The 18,357-nt window shown below is 59.4% G+C and carries 19 protein-coding genes and 1 pseudogene; 9 read left to right on the top strand and 11 right to left on the bottom strand.

Translation table 11 applies throughout. The annotated features are described in order from the left end of the window. Nucleotides 1–28 precede the first annotated feature (28 nt). From AC3CBN_RS06320 to AC3CBN_RS06305, 4 genes are all read right to left on the bottom strand, one after another. Entirely contained in the window at nucleotides 29–1,654 is a 1,626-nt protein-coding gene (locus AC3CBN_RS06320) for an MFS transporter (protein WP_488635966.1), read from the bottom strand. A gap of 176 nt (nucleotides 1,655–1,830) precedes the next feature. After that, nucleotides 1,831–2,205: a hypothetical protein gene (locus tag AC3CBN_RS06315; RefSeq protein WP_488635965.1), complete on the bottom strand. Its 375-nt coding sequence runs from the start codon at nucleotides 2,203–2,205 to the stop codon at nucleotides 1,831–1,833. 1 nt (nucleotide 2,206) lies between these two features. Beyond that, complete coding sequence (locus AC3CBN_RS06310; RefSeq protein ID WP_488635964.1) at nucleotides 2,207–2,350, bottom strand: hypothetical protein; 144 nt, start codon at nucleotides 2,348–2,350, stop codon at nucleotides 2,207–2,209. A gap of 84 nt (nucleotides 2,351–2,434) precedes the next feature. Next, the gene (locus AC3CBN_RS06305; protein WP_488635963.1) at nucleotides 2,435–3,262 is read right to left on the bottom strand and encodes an AraC family transcriptional regulator; all 828 of its coding nucleotides are present in this window, start codon (nucleotides 3,260–3,262) and stop codon (nucleotides 2,435–2,437) included. A 178-nt stretch (nucleotides 3,263–3,440) separates the two neighbouring features. Here AC3CBN_RS06305 and AC3CBN_RS06300 point away from each other — a divergent pair, with 178 nt between their 5' ends. Both AC3CBN_RS06300 and AC3CBN_RS06295 read left to right on the top strand, forming a co-directional pair. Then, entirely contained in the window at nucleotides 3,441–4,559 is a 1,119-nt protein-coding gene (locus tag AC3CBN_RS06300) for an isocitrate lyase/PEP mutase family protein (protein WP_488635962.1), read from the top strand. Next, nucleotides 4,556–5,524 (top strand): transporter, encoded by a 969-nt coding sequence (locus AC3CBN_RS06295; RefSeq protein ID WP_488635961.1) that lies wholly within the window; start codon nucleotides 4,556–4,558, stop codon nucleotides 5,522–5,524. Before AC3CBN_RS06300 ends, AC3CBN_RS06295 begins: the two co-directional genes overlap by 4 nt. Nucleotides 5,525–5,606: 82 nt before the next feature. Here AC3CBN_RS06295 and AC3CBN_RS06290 read toward each other — a convergent pair whose 3' ends face one another. Next, nucleotides 5,607–5,855 carry a hypothetical protein gene (locus tag AC3CBN_RS06290; protein ID WP_488636788.1) on the bottom strand — a complete coding sequence of 83 codons (249 nt, stop codon included), beginning with the start codon at nucleotides 5,853–5,855 and terminating at the stop codon, nucleotides 5,607–5,609. On the opposite strand from AC3CBN_RS06290, the pseudogene AC3CBN_RS06285 reads away from it, so the two are divergent. Then, nucleotides 5,851–6,084, top strand: a pseudogene (locus AC3CBN_RS06285) (IS30 family transposase); the annotation flags it as partial. The gene AC3CBN_RS06290 and the pseudogene AC3CBN_RS06285 sit on opposite strands and share 5 nt — an antisense overlap. 88 nt (nucleotides 6,085–6,172) lie before the next feature. On the opposite strand, the gene AC3CBN_RS06280 reads toward AC3CBN_RS06285, so the two are convergent. Then, nucleotides 6,173–7,069, bottom strand: coding sequence for a LysR family transcriptional regulator (locus AC3CBN_RS06280; protein WP_488635960.1), 897 nt, complete (start codon nucleotides 7,067–7,069; stop codon nucleotides 6,173–6,175). Between the two features lie 109 nt (nucleotides 7,070–7,178). Here AC3CBN_RS06280 and AC3CBN_RS06275 point away from each other — a divergent pair, with 109 nt between their 5' ends. The 3 genes from AC3CBN_RS06275 (at nucleotide 7,179) to AC3CBN_RS06265 (ending at nucleotide 10,628) form a co-directional block, all read left to right on the top strand. Then, nucleotides 7,179–8,057, top strand: coding sequence for an aldo/keto reductase family oxidoreductase (locus AC3CBN_RS06275; protein ID WP_488635959.1), 879 nt, complete (start codon nucleotides 7,179–7,181; stop codon nucleotides 8,055–8,057). 640 nt (nucleotides 8,058–8,697) lie between these two features. Further along, nucleotides 8,698–9,375, top strand: a complete 678-nt coding sequence (locus tag AC3CBN_RS06270; RefSeq protein WP_488635958.1) for a MarC family NAAT transporter — start codon at nucleotides 8,698–8,700, stop codon at nucleotides 9,373–9,375. 398 nt (nucleotides 9,376–9,773) lie between these two features. Next, nucleotides 9,774–10,628: a PA4780 family RIO1-like protein kinase gene (locus AC3CBN_RS06265; RefSeq protein WP_488635957.1), complete on the top strand. Its 855-nt coding sequence runs from the start codon at nucleotides 9,774–9,776 to the stop codon at nucleotides 10,626–10,628. A 263-nt stretch (nucleotides 10,629–10,891) separates the two neighbouring features. Here the strand turns inward: AC3CBN_RS06265 and AC3CBN_RS06260 are convergent, their stop codons facing one another. The 3 genes from AC3CBN_RS06260 to AC3CBN_RS06250 all read right to left on the bottom strand — a co-directional run bounded on the left by AC3CBN_RS06260 (nucleotide 10,892) and on the right by AC3CBN_RS06250 (nucleotide 12,888). After that, nucleotides 10,892–11,392 (bottom strand): hypothetical protein, encoded by a 501-nt coding sequence (locus AC3CBN_RS06260; protein WP_488635956.1) that lies wholly within the window; start codon nucleotides 11,390–11,392, stop codon nucleotides 10,892–10,894. A gap of 325 nt (nucleotides 11,393–11,717) precedes the next feature. Beyond that, complete coding sequence (locus tag AC3CBN_RS06255) at nucleotides 11,718–12,164, bottom strand: hypothetical protein (protein ID WP_488635955.1); 447 nt, start codon at nucleotides 12,162–12,164, stop codon at nucleotides 11,718–11,720. 280 nt (nucleotides 12,165–12,444) lie between these two features. Beyond that, nucleotides 12,445–12,888, bottom strand: a complete 444-nt coding sequence (locus AC3CBN_RS06250) for a winged helix-turn-helix transcriptional regulator (RefSeq protein WP_488635954.1) — start codon at nucleotides 12,886–12,888, stop codon at nucleotides 12,445–12,447. Nucleotides 12,889–12,990: 102 nt separating this feature from the next. Between AC3CBN_RS06250 and AC3CBN_RS06245 the strand changes: the two genes are divergently transcribed. From AC3CBN_RS06245 to AC3CBN_RS06235, 3 genes are all read left to right on the top strand, one after another. Continuing rightward, nucleotides 12,991–13,806, top strand: a complete 816-nt coding sequence (locus AC3CBN_RS06245; protein WP_488635953.1) for an oxidoreductase — start codon at nucleotides 12,991–12,993, stop codon at nucleotides 13,804–13,806. A 43-nt stretch (nucleotides 13,807–13,849) separates the two neighbouring features. Beyond that, nucleotides 13,850–14,851 (top strand): NADP-dependent oxidoreductase, encoded by a 1,002-nt coding sequence (locus AC3CBN_RS06240; protein WP_488635952.1) that lies wholly within the window; start codon nucleotides 13,850–13,852, stop codon nucleotides 14,849–14,851. Nucleotides 14,852–14,985: 134 nt separating this feature from the next. Next, nucleotides 14,986–16,062: an alkene reductase gene (locus AC3CBN_RS06235; RefSeq protein WP_488635951.1), complete on the top strand. Its 1,077-nt coding sequence runs from the start codon at nucleotides 14,986–14,988 to the stop codon at nucleotides 16,060–16,062. A gap of 260 nt (nucleotides 16,063–16,322) precedes the next feature. Here AC3CBN_RS06235 and AC3CBN_RS06230 read toward each other — a convergent pair whose 3' ends face one another. Together AC3CBN_RS06230 and AC3CBN_RS06225 are read right to left on the bottom strand one after the other, a co-directional pair. Beyond that, a complete protein-coding gene (locus tag AC3CBN_RS06230; RefSeq protein WP_488635950.1) occupies nucleotides 16,323–17,021 on the bottom strand; it encodes a potassium channel family protein in 699 nt (232 codons plus the stop codon). A 561-nt stretch (nucleotides 17,022–17,582) separates the two neighbouring features. After that, on the bottom strand, nucleotides 17,583–18,236 hold the full coding sequence (locus tag AC3CBN_RS06225) for a glutathione S-transferase family protein (RefSeq protein WP_488635949.1): 654 nt from the start codon (nucleotides 18,234–18,236) through the stop codon (nucleotides 17,583–17,585). Nucleotides 18,237–18,357 lie beyond the last annotated feature (121 nt).

Here is an 18,357-nt window from a genome sequence, read left to right as displayed (position 1 = left end):
GTGCTTCGTGTCTGCACCGCGCGACGTGCTACGCCACTGAAGCGGGGCCGGATGCTTGTTGTTGATCGACTCCTTTCATCGGACGCCACCGCATTTTCCCCTGGATGAGCGTCCACGCGCTGATGGCACTCAATAGGGCGAGCGCGGCGGAAACCAGCATGACCCAACGGAAGCCGCTGACGAACGCGATGCCCACGGCGTGCTTCACGGCAGCGGCTGTCGGGTTGCCATCCGGAATCTCCATGCCAGCCAGTTTCTGGCGTTGTGCCTCGACCGAGGACAACAGATCTGCTGACACCTGCATGGTGGCAAGTTCGGCGTTCAATCTGGTGTTGAAGGCCCAAGTCAGGACGATGCCGAACAATGCGATGGCCAGCAAGGCAGCCACGCGAGAGACCGCATTGTTGATGCCCGAAGCCGTGCCCGCCAATTCCGGACCAACGGCGTTCATCACCGTGGTGGTCAGCGGCGCCACGGAAATACTCATGCCGAGCCCAAGAATGCAGATCGCGGGAAAGAAGGTCGTCCAGTAATTGCTGCCTATGGACGGCCATGCAAACAACGCGAACCCGACGGCTGCAATCGTCGGCCCCACCACGAGTGGAAGTTTCGGACCGAACACGTCAACCAGAGTTCCCGCCCAACGAGACAGCATGAACATGATGGCAATGAACGGCAGCAAGGCCGCCCCTGCCGATGTCGCGCCATAGCCTTGCACCTGAATCAGGTTGAGCGGCAGAAAGAAAAGGCTCCCGCCGAGCGCCGCATAGAGCAGCAAGGTCAGCACATTGGCGCCGGTGAAATTGCGTTCGCGAAATAGATACAGCGGCAGCATGGGCGCGGCGGCGTGCATTTCCACGCGAATAAAGGAGATGAGCGCCGCGACGCCAACCGCAGCCGCGATCCACACGGGTGTGGCCATCCAGCCGCGCGACGGCGCCTCGATAAGCGCGAACACAACGCCCGCCAGCCCCACGGTTGCGAGACACGCGCCCATCACGTCGATAGCGCTGCGACCTCCGGTGCCAAGGCTCTCGGGGACCTTGGTCGCGCAAATAACCATCAGCACGACACCGACCGGCGCGTTCACCAGGAATGCCCAGGTCCACGAATAATGATCGACGAGGAATCCACCGATCACCGGGCCGATGGCGGCAGTGATGCCGCTGAAGGCCGACCACGTACCGATGGCGGCGCCTCTTTCCGACTGCGGAAAAGTGGCACTGATCAGCGCCAGGCTGCCTGGCACCAACAGGGCCGCGCCCATGCCCTGGATTGCTCTTGCCGCAATCAACAAGCCGACGTTGGCCGATAGCGAGCACGCGATGGACGCAAGCGTGAACAGGCCGATGCCGAGCATGAAGATGCGCTTGCGCCCAAAGTGATCGCCGAGCACGCCGCCCACCAACAGCAACGATGCGAGGAACAGCGCATACGACTCCATGATCCATTGCGCTTGAGAGGTCGTGGCGCCTAGCTCACGTTGAATGGCGGGCAAGGCGACATTGACGACCGTACCGTCGATGAAAGCCAGGCTGGATCCGAGGATCGCGGCAACAAGCGTCCAGTGCCGAGAAATCACTGGGCAAGCAATCGCCGCCTCGCCATTGATGATGACGCCGCTATCGCAGGGAGGTTTGCCGATCTGGCTCATGACATGCACAACGGATACCGGAATGGCCGGAGCTTACTCCGTGCATGGCAAGGCGATGTATGGATGCGTTGGCTCGTCAGGTTATGCAACGCCGTTGATGTTGAGCAAAGCGCTGTCATGCCATCGAGGATGGCCCGCGATACGCCAATGAGCGGGCGCGGGCAATGGACACCGAACTAAGGCCTGTCGATGGGGACGGAAAGCTGAAGGTTCCCGCCAAGGTCAAACTGCCTGATGTTGGCCGCTGCCGACATGGATGGCTCGTGCACACATACGCGCCTGTCTTTCGTTGCGACCCATAGATCGGCGTTGATCCGATGCACGAACTCCGCTTTCGTTCGCGCTGCACGATAGGCACCTATCTGCTTCTCGACATCAAGTACACGGGCGACTCGGTCTTGCTTGTCGTCGCCCGTGTACTTGTTGTGCAGCAAGGTTTGCACTCGACTCGCCAACTCGTCGGGCGCGGCGATCAGCTCATCGCTGCCGGACACGGCCTTGGCCAGACCGAGTATCGCCAAGGCCAGGGCAAGGCGCGCGCCATCGAACATATCAGGCACTTCCCTTGGCGCTGGCTTCACGCAATTTATCTGCGCATTCCTCACAACACACTTCGACCACGCGATTGCCAATGGTCACCTGGATGGCAGTGTCGTCCAAGGGGTAGTCGCACGCGGCACAGGTTTTCTCGCTCATGTCATTTCTCCTGAAGGTGCCCTTGAGTGGGCACGCTCAGGAGACCACCGCAGACGGTGGCGCGCTGTCGAATTCTTTAGCTGTCTACGCTTGGGCGGCGCGGCGGAAGTCTGTCGGCGAGCGGCCGAAGGCTTGCCGGAATGCCTTGGCAAAATGGCTATGGCTGGAGAAACCAAGCTCGGCGGCGAGGGCCGACAGGTCTTCATACTGATCGATAACGTCGAGCGCTCGCGCAAGGCGCAACTGCAGCTGATAGCGATAAAGCGGCACGCCTTCGACCTGCCGGAAAACCTGGGTGAGATACACCGGCGAGCTGCCGATCGCCTTGCCGATATCCGCCAGCGTCCAGCGTCGCGAAAGATCACTGGCCAACAGCACCTTCACCCGATCGGCCAGGCGACGGCGCGCATGGGTGGAGGTTGGCTCCCGCGAGGTCCGCGGCCCCAGGCTGCGACAGACCAGGGTCAGCACCAGCGCCTCCGCTTCCAGCGGCTCGATGGTCCCGTTATCGAGACTGTGGCGTAGCAAGGCCACCAGCGCCTGCGCACGCGCATCGATGCGCTGGGATTGCTGCCGAAACGCCGTACCGGAGCCAGGCGCTATGAGCGCCTTGGGTGCAAGCTCCGCCAGCACGGACTCGTCAAGGCTCAAGGACAGGCACCAGTCGCCGCCATCCAAAGGGTGGCTGACCTGATAGCCCTCGTCCGCATTGAAGAACAGCACATGGTTGGCATCCGCTACGGCCTGATCCGTACCGAGATGTCTTGTGTAGACACCGCGATAAGGAAAAACCAGCTGCGTGGATGCGGCACATTCCTCTGCACTGCGATGGCGGCAGGTGCCACTGCAATGGACATTTCGCAGCGTCAATGATTCCGACGACAGCAGAACGTGGGATGTGAGGATCGACATGATCGCTACGCCAGATGGCACCCGCTCGCGGTACGAGTCGCAATAGTAGGAGCTTAGCAACCCTTTGCCAGGCCCGCCTGTGCCAGCGATACGGTTGCTAAAGATTCTGACAGCGCGCCAGGGCTGCCCATGGTCTCCTTCAACCACCCCGTTGGCGGGTACAAAAGAGACCGTGGCCATGAATCGTGAACAGACAAGCCGTGCAGAGCATTTCCATCGATTGCATGCGGGGGCCAAGCCTCTCGTGCTGCCCAATGCGTGGGATGTAGCCAGCGCCAGGATCATCGAGGAAGCTGGCGCCGACGCCATTGTCACCACCAGTGCAGGCATGGCCTGGGCGCAGGGATATCCCGATGGCGAACAGATGCCGGTTCATGAACTGCTGGCTGTCTGCCAGCGAATCTGTAGTGCCGTGTCCGTGCCGGTCAGTGTCGATATCGAACGCGGCTACGGGAAGGACGCGGAGGACACCGGCGGACTCGTGGGCGCACTTATCCAGATGGGTGTCGTGGGCATCAACATGGAAGATGGCGTGGCTTCAGGCACCAACACCTTGACGCCCTCGTCTGTGCTCAGCGAACGCATTGCATGCGCACGCGCCGTTGCGCAGCATCACAACGTTCCGCTTTTCATCAATGCGCGCATCGACACGTACTTTGTCGAAGGCATGGAACCTGCGGCGAGGTTCGAGGAAACGCGGCGACGCGCGCTCGCCTATGTCGCCGCCGGCGCCGATGGCATCTTCGTTCCTGGTCTTACCGACCTGGACGCGATCGCTCAGCTTGCCCGGATGCTTCCCGTGCCGCTCAACATCTACGCGGGTTATTCCGGCGCCCCTGGCGTAAAGGAGCTCCAGCAAGCAGGCGTGCGCCGCGTCAGCCTTGGTTGCGGCCCCATGCAGGCGGCGATGGCACATCTGGCAATCATCGCCAAAGAGGCGCTGATTGAGGGTCGCTACGACACCATGGCCGCGCATATGCTAACGGTCAGTCAGGCAAACGCCTTGTTCCGGCCCAATCTCATGCGCCATGAAAAGCCGACACGCCGCGCACCGGATACAGGCATGGGCGACGGCCCCGTGGCCTTGCTGTTCGCTCGGCCAAGGGCTGATTCCCGACGCGATGGCGTATTCAAAGACAAGGTCCAGCTAACGACACGCAATGGCACGCACCTGTTCGCAGCGGATGGCGCAACCGATAACATCGGCTGGCAAGATTACTGGCATGGGTCGCTGTCGCGCCTGATGGCGGCATTCCATAGGGCACGCCCTGGCGAGACTAAAGAAGGTTCGCGATGACACTCACCCGACTGCGCACGATGGCTTGGATGTTGATCGCCTGCAGTTTCATCGCATCGACTTGCGCAGCGTCGGACATCTCAGCGACTGGTGACGACTTTCGCCAGTCGCGCGAGGATGCCTGGTGGACCGGCCCTCTGATAGCCAATTCAGCGGGAGCATTACCGCAAGGCCATTACCTCATCGAGCCTTATCTCTACGACGTTCGCTCATCACACACCAACAGCTTTGGCTCGCTGACCTATATGGAGTACGGCATCACCGATCGGTTGATGGTCGGGTTGATTCCCGTGTTTGGCTACAACCGGGTGGCGAACGGACCCAACAGCACTGGCATCGGTGCGGGCGACCTAAGTGTCCTGGCGCAGTACAGCCTGACGCGGTTTCGAGATGGCAGCGGCGTGCCCGACATTGCACTGATGGTGCAAGAGACGTTGCCCACAGGTAAATATGACGAGCTCGGCCAGCGGCCAGCAGACGCCCAGGGCAGCGGGGCATATACCACCACGGTGCAGATCAACACGCAGACGTATTTCTGGATGCCTAACGGTCGAATCCTGCGCATGCGCTTCAACGTTGGCCGATCCTTTTCCCGCAGGGCATCGGTCAATCATGTCAGTGTCTATGGCACACCCGAAGGCTTTGACGGATACGCACAGGCCGGTGATTCGTTTCTCGTCAACGCCGCGTGGGAATACAGCCTCACCAGGCGTTGGGTGCTGGCGTTTGACCTGGCCTACCGACATTCGCTTGGCACTCGCGTGGACGGTTGGGTCACAACCACGGATGAGTCCTACGGATTGACCTACCGCACACGATCAAGCGAGAGCTTCGGATTTGCGCCGGCCATCGAGTACAACTGGCAGAGCAACCTTGGCCTCCTCATCGGCGTTCGTGTCTTCACGGGCGGCCACAACAACCCCACAACCGTCACGCCCGCGATTGCGTTGAATTACGTTCACTAGTGCGGCCCAGTCCGACGAGCGGGATTTTCGGAACCGACTTTTGCGACGCGAGGCGTCGAAGGCGAACACGAAGAGATGGGCCTCAACCCACGACGTGAGTTCGCCATTCGTCAGAAGGCATCCCTTCATCGGAAAAAGTGCGCCTTGCCATTGCCATCGTGGCCTGAAGATCGAGCGCCAGAAACTTCGTACCCGGAATCGGATTGAAAACGTAGAATTCAATGGGCTTGAAGCCAAGGCGGTGATACAGCCCTTGCGTGGCTTCCATCGTCGGCAAGGTGTCGAGGCAAATTCGACTCCCAACTCCGACCCTCCCTTCCTGTTCTTCCACGGATATCCAGGTGTACTTTTGCGATCCGCAGCATCCGTGGCAGCGTGGCTCGAACGAAAATACCAACGGCCTGCTCCGCCAATATTTCCCCAAGGGCACTGACCTGTCGGGCTACTCGCAAGCTAAGCTTGACGCGGTTGCGCGGCAGCTCAATGAGCGACCGCGGCAAACGTTGGGCTTCGATACACCGGCCGAACGATTCCAGCAATGTGTTGCGATGACCGGTTGAATCCGCAACCCATAACGGACCTCGGAGGTTCGGCGTATCAGGGGACGACACGCCTCGAATGCTGACGGCCAAAAAATCTTGCCTCCTGTCACCGAGCTCGAATGAAATCTACAAACGCCCGTAGCGGCGCCGGTAGATGCCGCCGGCCGGGGTAGTAGAGAAACGGGCCGGTAAACGTCTGCCACCAGGGTTCCAACACAGGCTCAAGGGCGCCGCTGACGAGGTAAGGCTTCAACCAGTCTTCGAAAAGATGGATCACGCCTAGCCCGTCCACGGCGGCCTCAACGGCCAGGTCCACTGCGGAACCCAGGCGCACCAGCAGCGGCCCGGTGGGGTCAACACGCACGACTTGTCCGTCGCGTTCAAATTCCCAGGCAGGAATGGCGCCACTCGGAAACTGCCCGCGTAAACATGCATGGGCGAGTAGGTCTCGCGGGTGCTCGGGCCGACCTCTTGCTTCGAGATAGGCCGGTGACGCGGCAGTCGCGAAGCGCTGAAAACGCGGACCAATAGGTACCGCAATCATGTCCTGCTCAAGTCGTTCGTCGTAGCGAATGCCGGCGTCACACCCAGCCGCGAGCACGTCCACGAAGCTTTCCTCGGCGATTACTTCCAGCTTGATCTCGGGATAGGTCTTGAGAAATGGCGTAACGATCGAAGGAAGAACGATGCGGGCGACGCTCGCGGGTACGTTGAGCCGCAGCGTCCCCGTTGGTCGGTCTCGAAAGCTGTTGATCACGTCCAGAGCGGCTTCCACTTCACCGAGGGCGGGTACGAGCCGCTCGGCCAGGCGAGCACCCGCCTCCGTGGGGAAGACACTGCGGGTCGTGCGGTTGAGTAGCCGCACACCCAAGCGGGTTTCCAGGCGGCGCACTGCCTCGCTCAGACTCGATGCGGATGTGCCACTCGCGCGCGCGCCTTCGCGGAAGCCTCCCGCCCGCACCACGGCCAGAAACGCCATGAGGTCCTGAAGATCTGCCGCCATTGTTCGAATATCCGCACAACCCGTGCCGATTTAGCCGGATTATCGCGCGATCGGTCAATGCCTATAGTCGGGCCGTACTTACTTTCCAACCGCACTATTCGGAGGCCATATGACCAACCTAACGGCATCGGGGACCTTTCTGCTGGGCGACCGCAAGGTAACCCGCATGGGCTACGGGACGATGCAGCTTGCCGGCCCCGGCGCATTCGGGCCGCCGAAAGACCCCGAAGCGGCGCTCACCGTGCTTCGCGAAGCGGTGGCATCGGGCGTGGATCACATCGATACCAGCGACTTCTATGGGCCGCACATCACCAATCAACTGATCCGCAAAGCGCTGCACCCGTATGTGCAAAACCTGGTGATCGTGACCAAGGTCGGTGCGGTGCGCGGCGCCGATGCGTCATGGAGTCCGGCACAAAGCCCGGCTGAACTGACTCGCGCGGTGCATGACAATCTGCGCAACCTTGGCGTCGATGTTCTGGACGTCGTGAACTTGCGCGCCATGGGGAACATTCACGAACCCGGAGAAGAGTCGCTCGAGGCGCAGTTCACGGCATTGGCCGAACTGCAGCGGCAGGGGCTCATCCGGCACCTTGGTTTGAGCAACGTCACCGCTGTCCAAGTGGCGGAAGCGCAACGCATCGCCAAGGTCGTATGCGTGCAGAACCATTACAACCTCGTACATCGCGATGACGACTCGTTTATCGAAGAGCTCGGCCGGCAGGGTATTGCCTACGTTCCCTTCTTTCCGCTCGGCGGTTTCACGCCGCTCCAGTCCGAGACTTTATCGGCCGTTGCCAAAAGACTCGATGAGACGCCGATGCAGGTTGCACTCGCTTGGCTGTTGGCGCGCGCGCCAAACATCCTTCTTATCCCGGGTACTTCCTCACTGAAGCATCTGCGAGAGAATCTGGCGACGGTCAAGCTTGTACTCACGGAAGACATCCTTGCCGAGCTGGAAGCGATCGGGAAGGGCGGCGGCCACTGACGGCCCGGCAAAGAGGGCCTGCCCGTAGTCCACGTTAATCCGCCTTTGGCCACGAGGTTCGGTACTAGGTTGGTTTTCTGCGAGCCGGCGTACTGCGCATGGCCATGGTCGTCGTATGCATTCCATCCATCATCGATGAATCTGCCAGCCGCAGATGAGTCAACTTGGTACTGTTTTCCAGTCAAGTTGTTTGGATGAGCCTCGTGTCCGCTTTCGACTGCGATTTCAACCGGTGAACGCAACACATGGGCGAAAACGTTTGTACGCAATTGGAAGTTCAACGTCTTCCTCGGCTGCCCGTTGAAGGGGTGTGCTACGGGAAGAAGTTGCACGGCGCCTCAAATTTGGGCACTTCCGGCCTTCTTGCTTTTGTTTGATGAGCACGGAGCCTGGGCGCCATCACAACACTCCCCCGCTTGCACAAACTTTGGGTGTTGCATTGACCGGTTGAGTCCGCAACCCAAAGCGGACATTACCAGCCCCGTGTTCATCACCAGCGCGATGGTCAGACCGAACCGGATTGGTGGTCAGCCATCACCGTAATCGGCACCTGAGCGAAGCGATCACAATTTGATCATCCGCATGGGTACATAAAAAGCGCCATTGATCTTTCGTCAGTCAGAGTCAGAGATCGACGCCTATGCACGGGTTTCTGAATGATGTCGTCGTGGGGTTGCTTGGCCTGACGACCATCGCCAATCCGATTACCAGCGCCACGGTGCTCCTGGCGCTCACGGGACGCTACCCCGCTACGGAGCGTAATCGGCAGATCTTCCGGGCCACCATCTACGTGGCGGTTGTTCTGCTGATCTGTTTCTATGCCGGCAGTGCCGTCATGAAAGTCTTCGGCATCTCTCTACCCGGGTTGCGTCTTGCCGGCGGGCTGATCGTTTCCTATATCGGGTTCGGCATGCTGTTTCCACCGTCCAGGGTTGCGGAAGACGAGGCGCAGGCCGAAATGGCCGCCAACGCGCCGACGGCGCAACTGCCCGATGTCGCCTTCATTCCCTTGACCATGCCCTGCACCACAGGGCCGGGCACGATTGCCTTCCTCATCAGCGCCGCCTCGACCATCCCTGAGCGAAACTTCTCTTACAACGTGAATTTCGCTGTGGTAGCCATTGTGTTGCTCTTTGCGCTGGAGTTCTGGATATGCCTGCGCTGCGCGACTCCCATCATGCGGTTGCTTGGGGAAAAAGGCATTGACGCACTGGCGCGCGTCATGGGGTTCCTGCTCGTCTGCCTCGGCGTGCAATTCGCCATCAACGGCATTCAGGACCTGCTGAAGGTGTGGGGCTTCATCACTGCCCAAGCGTGACGGAAGTGTTGTAGCCCCATGCGAGCATCCCTGCGAGATAGACCAGTAAGCACGCAATAACGATTGCGATGACTGCGGTGTAAAGCAGCCTCATGGGCGCTCTCCCATGTCTTGTGCAGTTGTAGCCTGGACGCTGGCGATGTCTGCTTCGAGGGGAAGGCGGCCAACGGTAACCCGTCGAAATACGGCTGTTCAGGGTTGCCTACCTATCGTTGATGCTCGATACCCAAAGAGCCAGCTGCCATGTCCGGTTCGCGGCCAGAATGGGACGTTGGCAGGCGCCAGGCCGGGCCACCGGATGCACGCAACCCATCTTAAGATGGCCACATGTGCCTAAAAATGCGAAAATGCGCGGTTAATGGCTGCCCTCGCTGCGCCAACTGCCCCCCAGAGACACCGTGAAGACCCCCCAAAGCTTGCAGGCGCTGATCGATGACGGCGTCATTGATGAAGTGCTGCGACCACTCAAGAGTGGCAAGGAAGCGGCGGTATACGTTGTCCGCAGCGGCGACGAAGTACGGTGCGCAAAGGTCTACAAAGACTTGGCACAGCGCAGCTTCCAGCAACGCGTGCAGTATCAGGAAGGTCGCAAGGTACGAGGCAGTCGCGAGGCGCGTGCGATCGGCAAGGCCAGCAAGTACGGGCGCAAGCAGCAGGAAGTCGCCTGGAAGAACACCGAGGTCGATGCGCTCTACCAATTGCGTGTCGCCGGCATGCGTGTGCCTGAGCCGTATGGCTATTTCCACGGTGTGCTGGTGATGGAACTGGTCACCGACGCCGAAGGCTTCTCCGCGCCACGCCTAGGTGAGGTTGAACTCAGTGCGGAGAAGGCGCGTGAATACCATCATGTACTGGTTCGGCAGGTAGTGCTGATGCTGTGTAGCGGTTTGATTCATGGCGATCTGTCCGCGTACAACGTATTGGTCGGCCCGGATGGTCCGGTAGTGATCGATTTCCCACAAGTCGTCAGCGCCGGGGGCAACAATGCGGCGCGCGCGATGCTGCTGCGTGACGTCAACAACCTCACTGCACATCTTGGACGTTGGGCACCCGAGCTGTTGGACACGTGGTACGGCGAGGAGATGTGGGCGTTGTTCCAAGCCGGCGACCTGCGACCCGATACGGAACTGACCGGCGAGTTCGAGCCAGACGAAACCGAGGTCGATCTCGACAGCATCCGCCAGTCCATTAATGATGCACGCGAAGAAGCGCTGATCCGACAGCAGGGCCGCGAAGCGGCGGCGGAAAACTAGAACCTGTTGGAAGCGTCGACGCGTCCCTGTCTCAAACTTTCTTTCACACCCTGAGATAACGCGATGTCGCGGCGACATCGCGCCGTTTCTTCCGTTGCCCAACGCGGCCCTGCTGATGCGCAAGCGGCGGATCCACATGACGCCCAGCCCCACCTGCACCAGTCTCGGAAGCACTTCCTTTCCCAGGAATGAGGTGAATGAAATTAGTCCGCTTCGGATCGGGAGCGGACGCTCCGGTAGGACGCGCGTTCTGGTTGGAAAGGCTAACGAACGTAACGAAGCGAAGTTTTTGAGGCGACCAGATCGGTCGCTTCTCCTGCGCTCCCGACGGTAATTCCCGAGTCCGGCAGCCATCTTATCGAGCCCGGTCTTTTCAGCAGAATGCCATCGGCGAAACGGATAGCATCTGGGTAAGTCGACCATTGCAACTTCGAAGAGGCGTTGCTGCCCACTTCGACACCCACCTCCGAAAACGATACTGCCACTTCGGTCCCAAAGCCTGACTTGCGTTTGAATTTCATCATAAGGCCTTGCTTCGTCGCCCAGACGCCGCTAGCGGTGATCAAGCCGAAGAGCACGATAAACGCCACAACGTGGTCAACCACGGAACCATTGGTAGTTGCGACAAAGACAGACGCGCCCACCAAACCAATCGTGCCGTACTGAATAGGCAACCTAAGCAACCACGGGCCTTGCTGATATTGCCGGTCAATCACAGCTTTGAAGTAATCGGCATCACATCGATACTGATATCTAACCTGCATGTAGCCCCCCGTTTTTTTCGCCGACCTTGTCCGTCGCGGCAAGCGGTGACGCCATACCGCTGCTCGTGCCTATCAACACCGTGGACCTGGAAGACCTGCTTGGCCACGTCAACTCCGATGCGCACAAGCTTCATGGTGGACTCCTCCTCGCCAGCGACTGGTTCTATCGCTTCCAGTCTGGCACTCGATGCCGAAAACGGGGAGGAGTCCATCTCATTGCTTTGGGTCGGAAGCGGACCTGAGCGACATGCTCGACTTTCGAGTTGAAGTTGCGCTTCTTAAAGTATCTGTTCTTGGGCAAATCATTTCGAAAAAGGCTTCAGCTCTACTTGTCTTTGTCTTCCGAAATTGTCATGCCACCTATGCTCACGCCGAGATCGATACCTTGGCCCGCGCCTGATAGCGCAAGGGAGACCTTGCCCTTGGTGAGCACCTGTGCCGTCCCAGACTTCACGGCACCTGCGCTGGCATCAGCCTGTGCGTAAGTACCCAGTACATCACCTATCTTGGTGATATCGCTAAAATTTCCGATGCCATTATCAATGCGTGATTTACCGGCCGTCAGTCCACCGCCATGACTTTCGATCTTGACCTTCATGGTTTGACCGTTAGTGCACGTAACCACACCCTTGCCGCTCGTGTGCTTGTAGATGACCGACCAGCCGGACAGACTGAATCGCATGGTGCATTCCAAGGCAGCGGCACTGGCGATCTGGGAGACGGTTAGCGCACACAGCACTATGGCCGTCTGAACGAGGCGTCGATCTTTCATAGGATGACTCCGTGACTGAGCGTGAAAGTTCTAGCTGTCAATCGTGTGTTGGATGATGGACACCTAGGGCCTGATGACGATGACCGGGAGCATCGATTTACCACGCGTCCATGCGACCACGGCAGCTCATCGTCCCGCAAAGGCGTGCTTCAGCAAACCGTAGTTTTACGGAGAGTCCGGCTCACCAATCAGTCCATGCTGCTCTGGGTCGAAGGGTCCGCCACGGGTCGGAAGCGGACACTTTCGCTGGTCCGCTGCGAACTCGCAAACGGGTACCAGGTCAACTTTCACCCGGCATAACGACGCGTATTGAGCGAGTTCCAATCTTTGCGCCGGTGACCTCATCGACAGCCACCGCCTTGATCTCGGTTCCCGTCTCCGCGTCGAGGAAGCGCGTCAGCTTGCCTCCGCTGCGGTATTGCTGTCCCCACGCGCCAATCATGAAGAGCACCGGAAGGAAATCGCGACCGGCAGCCGTCAGCACATATTCCTCACGCGGTGGATGCTCCGAGTAGCGCCGCTTCTCCAGCAATCCCTCCTCGGTCAGCGTGCCTAGCCGCTGGGTCAGCATCGTCGGTGCGATGCCTAGACTTTTACGGAACTGGTCAAAGCGCGTGAGGCCGGCATGGGCGTCTCGCAGGATCAGGATGCTCCACCGGTCGCCCGCAAAAGCCAGGCTGCGCGCAATCGGGCAAGGCTCATTGCAAAGATTTTCGTCGTTCATATCAATTTAATAGTGACTTACTTCGGAATCGATAGTATAGTCGATATGAAATCGATAGTGACTGTCGACGATATGTGACTTTCCCCGGTGGAGCTTTGGATCATGAGCAAGAACGGTATGGGTGTCGCCCTGGTCACCGGGGCGTCTTCAGGCATCGGCGAGGCCACGGCGGACCAGCTCGCCAAGGCGGGCTATAAGGTCTTCGGCACCAGCAGACGACCTGCCTCAACGGGGAGTCGATCGTTCGAGATGCTGGCCCTCGACGTCACTCGCGATGAGTCCGTCGGGGCACTCGTGGAAGAGGTCATTCGGCGGGCCGGTCGCATCGACCTGCTCATCAATAACGCTGGCTTCGGCGTTGCTCCGGCGGGTGCGGAAGAAAGCTCCATGGAGCAGGCGCAAGCGATTTTCGATACCAACTTCATGGGTATCGTCAGAATGACGCGTGCCGTCGTCCCCTACATGCGACAACAAGGACACGGTCGAATCATCAACATCGGTTCCGTACTTGGGTTCCTACCCATGCCCTATATGGCGCTGTATTCGGCCACGAAGCACGCCGTCGCAGGCTATTCGGAAGCACTCGACCATGAACTGCGCACTATGGGCATTCGAGTCTCCGTGGTCGAACCTGCCTACATCAATACATCGTTCGATGCGAATTTGATCAAACCTGACGCGCCACTCGACGTGTACCGCGAGGTACGCACTGGCGTGGAGAGGCGGGTGAAAGAGGTGCTCGTTGGCGCGGACGGGCCCGATGTCGTAGCCAGGATGGTGCTAAGCGCGGCCATGTCAAACCGCCCGAAGATGCGTTACGCACCGGGACTGGCCCGCCGCATGCAATTCCTCCGGCGATTCGCACCAGCCAGCGTGCTGGACGCGGGAGTACGAAAAGACCTGCGGCTGCAAGCATAAGTATGTTCCCGCAATCGACACATCTACGAGAGAAAGAAAGATCATGAAGGCATTTGCCATTGATCGATACAGCAAAAAAGATCCGATGCGCCTCGTTGAAGTGCGAGAACCTGAGCTTCGGGACGATGACGTGCTGATCGAAATTCACGCCGCAGGTATGAACCTGCTCGATTCCAAAATCAAAAGCGGCGAGTTCAAACTGCTCCTGCCCTATCGGGTGCCGCTCGTGCTCGGCCATGATGTGGCCGGCGTCGTGACTAGGGTTGGATCGCGAGTTCGGCAATTCAAAGTAGGCGACGAGGTCTATGCGCGACCGCCTGATCACCGCATTGGCACGTTTGCGCAGTTCATCGCTGTGAATGAGGGCGATGTCGCGCCCAAGCCGACCAACACCACGATGGCCGAAGCGGCATCGATTCCCTTGGTTGGGTTGACGGCCTGGCAAGCCTTGGTCGAACGAGCCCATCTGAAGAAGACAGACAGGATTTTTATTCAGGCGGGATCCGGCGGCGTCGGCAGCTTCGCCATTCAATTGGCCAAACATATCGGAGCGACGGTCGCCACAACCACGAGCAGCGCCAACATCGACTGGGTGAAACACCTCGGGGCAGACATCGTCATCGACTACAAAAAAGACGATTTCGAAAAGGTATTGCAGGACTACGATGTAGTCCTGCATAGCCAGGATGCAACGGTGCTGGAGAAGTCCCTTCGAGTTCTGAAACCTGGAGGAACTCTCATATCGATTTCCGGCCCGCCTGACCCGGCGTTCGCAAAAGGCATTGGAGCGCCATGGTACGTGGGCCTCATCGTCCGCCTGTTGAGTTCGAAAGTGAGGAAAGAGGCGATCCGTCGAAACCTGAAGTACTCGTTCCTCTTCATGCGATCCAACGGGCAGCAGTTACGGGAAATCACCCGACTCATCGAGGCCGGAGCCATCCGTCCCGTGGTTGATCGAATTTTTCCCTTCGAGTCGGCCAATGAAGCCCTAGCCTACGTCGAAGCGGGACGCTCGAAGGGCAAGGTAGTCCTCAACGTCCAGTAACCCACCTTCTTGGAGTACCCGGCGACCACCTCTGCGTGGTGCAGCCAGCCTCCCGCGACCGACATTCAAGCGCCAGATCCACGCCACTACCCAACGCGAGATGTCGAACGACGTGCAGCCATTCAAGGAACACCATGCTTTTTGAACCGCTCAATTCCGGGACCATCCAGCTCGCCAACCGTGCCGTCATGGCACCCATGACACGCAGCCGTGCCGTCGACGCCAATACGCCCAATGTACTGATGGCGGAGTACTACGCTCAGCGTGCTTCAGCGGGCCTGATCGTCACCGAAGGCACCTCACCGTCGCCCAACGGTCTGGGCTACCCACGAATTCCTGGGCTCTTCAATGATGCGCAGGTACGCGGATGGAAAGCCGTCACCGATGCAGTCCACGCCAGGGGCGGCAAAATCTTCGTGCAGTTGATGCACACCGGCCGCGTGTCTCAGCTGGCCAATCTGCCTGCGGGCGCGGAGGTGCTCGGGCCAATGGCCGTGGCGTGCCCCGGTGAAATGTACACTGACTCGCACGGCATGCAGCCACACAGCGCACCGCGTGCGATGACGACGGCCGACATCTCCCATGCTGTGCGTGAGTATGCCAAGTCAGCACAACTCGCGATCGAGGCAGGATTTGACGGAGTCGAGTTGCATGCCGCGAACGGCTATCTGATCGAACAGTTTCTCAACGCCAATGTGAATCAGCGCACCGACGTCTATGGCGGCGACATTGAAGGCCGAAATCGATTCGCACTCGAGGTCGCTCGCGCTACTGCCGACGTGATTGGCGCCCATCGCGTTGGCATTCGGCTGTCGCCGTATGGCGTATTTAACAGCACGGGGGCCTTCCCCGACGTGGAGGCACAATACCTGGCGCTGACTCAGGAACTGTCGGAATTGGGCCTGCAGTATCTTCACTTGTTGGATCATTCTGCGATGGGCGCGCCGCCTGTACCTGTCGAATTGAAGTCTCGGCTTCGTGCCTCATTCCAGGGTTTGTTCATCCTTGCCGGCGGCTTCGATCGCGCCAACGCCGAAAGCGAGCTCGAGGCCGGACGGGCAGATCTCATCGCCTTCGCACGTCCGTTTCTGGCTAATCCAGACCTGGTGGAGCGCATGCAGGCCGATGCGGCACTAAATGCCGTGGACATGGCCACCTTCTACACCACCGGCCCCAAGGGTTACACCGACTATCCAGCACGTGAGGGCTAAATTGTTACAGCGGTGACTCGTTCACAGTGTTAGCGCCACACGATTGGTCTGTCGTAGCGTTGGATTGTGGCACCCGCTTGAGCGCTTGGTCTGAGAGTGTCCGCTCCGGGTCGAAGGCAGACCTTGGAGCTAGCTTCGCTCAATGCACAAAACCTGTCTGGGATGATGCTCTGTAGTGGTCTCCATGGCCTCTTGAAGTGCCGCTCCATCTGCCGGATCAACCCGGTACTTGAGGCCCGTTAGATCAAAGCCTTGACCGCCTACGGCGTTTTGTCGTCGATGTAACTCTCTCGGGGGGGATATACCCCGGCCAAGCGGGCAATGAGTATCGCGACGAATAAAACTCCGGCTATCTGCTCGATCATGCATATGCCGCGCGCCTGGCGCGTAAGCGGCGCAATGTCTCCGAAGCCCGTGCTGGTGAGCACGGTTATGCTCAGGTAAAGGGCATCGGCATAGACCAGTCGGCCCGGCTGTCCGACGATCATGTACGACTGCGGATAGAAGAATCCGATGATCGCGTAAAGGTACGCCCAGAGCACACCGATCAGGAGGTATGCAGCCGCAGCGCCGTACAGCTTGTCCTGCGTCATTATCCGCGGCTGGAAAACGTATCGGACTAGATACGAGGTGGTGAGGAAATAGAGTGCTGCGCTGAGCATCCAAGACCACGCCAGTTCCAGGTCGCTGTCGTGCCAGAGGCCGAGATACTGAAACCACACCGCGGGAACGGCGAGCAACATCGCGATGACGAACGACAGTGTCGTTCGCCCGACAGCTGCAACAGTCGCGATGAGGAGGAACATGTTTATGCCGTTAACAACCAGGCGGCCGTGGTCGCTCGCGGGGGCGAACGACACCACGCCGATGAGAACGATAAGCACGGCAAACAACCAGAAGCAGCGTTGGGAAAAAATGCGCGACAGGGCGTCGCGTGCGGTACCGATACCCATACCCATACTGACCTCTCGCACGGTTCGTATTGAGTTTTCCCAAAACTTCCTCTTCCGACAGGTCGTGTTTAGCCTCAATCGAAAGGAAGAAAAAAAAGCCATGCCGTAGGCGATTCGCAGTTCAATACGCGAGCTGCCTCCAGAGCTCAAACTGACAGGGCCGCATGACGACTGTCCAAGGCACCGCGACAATCCGGGGTTGTGCCGTCGTTAACGAATGGCGCGTTGCCCACCGATATGCATCGGGTGCTCGTGAACTACATCCAGCCTAGCTGCGATCGCACCGGCGAATCACCCGGCCGGTATTCGCCGGTAGCGGACGACGCAGGAAATAGCATCACTTCCCCCTCTGAAAGCGTTACCCCGCCTGGCTGGCAATCGTTGCCCCTGACCCGTGAAGGCCAGGACAAAGGGTCTCAGGCTTGGGTCGAAATCGGATACTGCGCTTGTTCGCCATTGCTTGAAACGGCTCCCATTCCGGCCACCCCAGGTCTGGCCGTCGAAGGCCATATCCAAGAAAGCGAACCAAGGCTCTGACGGCGGTATTGAGCTCTGCGCCGAGCTTGATCAGTCAGCTGGTGGCTTGCCGGTGTTAGCCGCCAATTGCGCGGCAAAAGCGCGCTGGTAGGCTGGCCGCGCTTCGCCACGGGCTACATACGCCGCGAGGTTCGGAAATTCGTCCAGGATGCCTGATGGCTTCGTCCTGAGCAGCACCGACACCATCATCAGGTCGCCCGCGCTGAAGGCGCCATCCAGCCAGTCGGCATCGCCAAGGCGAGTGGAAAGCTGGCCCAGGCGCTGGCGGATGCGGTCCACGACCAGCGGCAGGCGCTCCGTGCTCCACGGCTTGTCGCCCTCCTGGAACTTGGCGATGACGAGTTCCAGGATGCTGGGCTCAACGGAGTTGAGGGCGGCAAACATCCATGCGATCGCGCGCGCCCGGGCATGGGCATCCTTCGGCAACAGGCCCGTATGCTGCTCGGCGATATGCAAGACGATCGCACCGGTTTCGAACAAGGCCAGATCGCCCTCTTCATAGGTTGGAATCTGGCCAAAAGGATGAAGGCTTAGATGGGCGGGTTCCTTCATCGCCTGGGACGACACACACCGAACATCGTAGGGCTGGCCCACCTCTTCCAGCGCCCAGCGAACGCGCGTATCGCGCGCCAGCCCCTTGCCGCCGTCGGGCGACCGCTCAAAGGCGGTAATGGTGATGCTCATCGTGACGTTCCTTCTGGCAAGAATTAAGGGCGGCAACGCTGGCAGGCCATCAAGACGAGGTCACTGCAATGGCAGGCACTCTTCTCTATTGAGCCCGACTCGCCGCCCGACCTAGGAACGA

Source organism: Dyella sp. OK584 (assembly GCF_057787755.1).
The sequence above is the reverse complement of the archived record's forward strand: the minus strand, read 5'-3'. Positions and strand labels throughout refer to the sequence as shown.

Excerpts from the sequence above, each read along its gene's own strand:
- AC3CBN_RS06255 (WP_488635955.1), bottom strand. The coding sequence starts at position 12,164 with ATGAAAGATCGACGCCTCGTTCAGACGGCCATAGTGCTGTGTGCGCTA.
- AC3CBN_RS06310 (WP_488635964.1), bottom strand. The coding sequence starts at position 2,350 with ATGAGCGAGAAAACCTGTGCCGCGTGCGACTACCCCTTGGACGACACT.
- AC3CBN_RS06270 (WP_488635958.1), top strand. The coding sequence starts at position 8,698 with ATGCACGGGTTTCTGAATGATGTCGTCGTGGGGTTGCTTGGCCTGACG.
- AC3CBN_RS06300 (WP_488635962.1), top strand. The coding sequence starts at position 3,441 with ATGAATCGTGAACAGACAAGCCGTGCAGAGCATTTCCATCGATTGCAT.
- AC3CBN_RS06230 (WP_488635950.1), bottom strand. The coding sequence starts at position 17,021 with ATGGGTATGGGTATCGGTACCGCACGCGACGCCCTGTCGCGCATTTTT.
- AC3CBN_RS06225 (WP_488635949.1), bottom strand. The coding sequence starts at position 18,236 with ATGAGCATCACCATTACCGCCTTTGAGCGGTCGCCCGACGGCGGCAAG.
- AC3CBN_RS06320 (WP_488635966.1), bottom strand. The coding sequence starts at position 1,654 with ATGAGCCAGATCGGCAAACCTCCCTGCGATAGCGGCGTCATCATCAAT.
- AC3CBN_RS06305 (WP_488635963.1), bottom strand. The coding sequence starts at position 3,262 with ATGTCGATCCTCACATCCCACGTTCTGCTGTCGTCGGAATCATTGACG.
- AC3CBN_RS06250 (WP_488635954.1), bottom strand. The coding sequence starts at position 12,888 with ATGAACGACGAAAATCTTTGCAATGAGCCTTGCCCGATTGCGCGCAGC.
- AC3CBN_RS06295 (WP_488635961.1), top strand. The coding sequence starts at position 4,556 with ATGACACTCACCCGACTGCGCACGATGGCTTGGATGTTGATCGCCTGC.
- AC3CBN_RS06260 (WP_488635956.1), bottom strand. The coding sequence starts at position 11,392 with ATGCAGGTTAGATATCAGTATCGATGTGATGCCGATTACTTCAAAGCT.
- AC3CBN_RS06275 (WP_488635959.1), top strand. The coding sequence starts at position 7,179 with ATGACCAACCTAACGGCATCGGGGACCTTTCTGCTGGGCGACCGCAAG.
- AC3CBN_RS06245 (WP_488635953.1), top strand. The coding sequence starts at position 12,991 with ATGAGCAAGAACGGTATGGGTGTCGCCCTGGTCACCGGGGCGTCTTCA.
- AC3CBN_RS06315 (WP_488635965.1), bottom strand. The coding sequence starts at position 2,205 with ATGTTCGATGGCGCGCGCCTTGCCCTGGCCTTGGCGATACTCGGTCTG.
- AC3CBN_RS06240 (WP_488635952.1), top strand. The coding sequence starts at position 13,850 with ATGAAGGCATTTGCCATTGATCGATACAGCAAAAAAGATCCGATGCGC.
- AC3CBN_RS06235 (WP_488635951.1), top strand. The coding sequence starts at position 14,986 with ATGCTTTTTGAACCGCTCAATTCCGGGACCATCCAGCTCGCCAACCGT.
- AC3CBN_RS06280 (WP_488635960.1), bottom strand. The coding sequence starts at position 7,069 with ATGGCGGCAGATCTTCAGGACCTCATGGCGTTTCTGGCCGTGGTGCGG.